This is a genomic window from Neobacillus sp. PVCKKU3 (genome assembly GCF_058323225.1).
The window spans coordinates 1-1033 of the sequence record NZ_JBLVQN010000096.1 but is presented as its reverse complement, the minus strand read 5'-3'; the positions used below and the strand labels follow the sequence as shown (position 1 = coordinate 1033).

7 tRNA genes are annotated in these 1033 nt (G+C 49.4%); all 7 read right to left on the bottom strand.

The window, feature by feature from the left end:
• Positions 1-161: 161 nt before the first annotated feature.
• Positions 162-254: transfer RNA gene (locus ACNQGS_RS28940), tRNA-Ser, on the bottom strand.
• Positions 255-271: 17 nt separating this feature from the next.
• A tRNA-Ile gene (locus ACNQGS_RS28935) sits at positions 272-348 on the bottom strand.
• Positions 349-501: 153 nt separating this feature from the next.
• Positions 502-578, bottom strand: a tRNA-Met gene (locus tag ACNQGS_RS28930).
• Positions 579-599: 21 nt separating this feature from the next.
• Positions 600-675 (bottom strand) — tRNA-Ala (locus ACNQGS_RS28925).
• Positions 676-692: 17 nt separating this feature from the next.
• A tRNA-Pro gene (locus ACNQGS_RS28920) sits at positions 693-769 on the bottom strand.
• A 15-nt stretch (positions 770-784) separates the two neighbouring features.
• Positions 785-861, bottom strand: a tRNA-Arg gene (locus tag ACNQGS_RS28915).
• Positions 862-875: 14 nt separating this feature from the next.
• A tRNA-Leu gene (locus ACNQGS_RS28910) sits at positions 876-964 on the bottom strand.
• Between the last annotated feature and the right edge of the window lie 69 nt (positions 965-1033).

The window sequence follows — 1033 nt, the reverse complement described above, 5'->3', positions numbered from 1 at the left end:
AAAGTATAAAGTTTACGTCATGCTAAAAAGCTAACGTAGGACTGTATCAATCTCAGAATGCTTATTCAAGCAGCAGCTCGATTGATACAACTCGCAGATTATTCATTGAAGCAACGCTCGTTGCTCCACCCCGCGATAATAAAAAGTATAAAATGTATTTATGGCGGAGGAAGAGGGATTCGAACCCCCGCGCGGTTTAACCCGCCTGTCGGTTTTCAAGACCGATCCCTTCAGCCAAACTTGGGTATTCCTCCATAAAATATGAAACTAATGGTGGACCTTGTAGGACTCGAACCTACGACCGGACGGTTATGAGCCGTCTGCTCTAACCAGCTGAGCTAAAGGTCCAAGATAAAATTCTTTAACCTGTATGGTTAAAAGCCGTCTGTCCCCATCTCAAAAAGCATATTCAAGCAGCAGCTCGATGGGTACAACTCGTAGCATATTCAGCGGAGCCTTGCTCGTTGCTCTAACTAGCTGAGCTAAAGGTCCTAATAATCTTGGTAGCGGCGGAGGGGATCGAACCCCCGACCTTACGGGTATGAACCGTACGCTCTAGCCAGCTGAGCTACACCGCCAAATTACATATTTAAATTAAATGGTGGAGCCTAGCGGGATCGAACCGCTGACCTCCTGCGTGCAAAGCAGGCGCTCTCCCAGCTGAGCTAAGGCCCCATTGATTTTAGTAAGAATGGTCGGGAAAACAGGATTCGAACCTGCGACCCCTTGGTCCCAAACCAAGTGCTCTACCAAGCTGAGCTATTTCCCGTACTATTAAATTTAATGGCGCGCCCGACAGGAGTCGAACCCATAACCTTCTGATCCGTAGTCAGACGCTCTATCCAATTGAGCTACGGGCGCATCTTGATTTTAAATGGTGCCGAGGACCGGAATCGAACCGGTACGGTAGTCACCTACCGCAGGATTTTAAGTCCTGTGCGTCTGCCAGTTCCGCCACCCCGGCAATTTTGGAGCGGAAGACGGGATTCGAACCCGCGACCCCCACCTTGGCAAGGTGGTGTTCTACCACTGA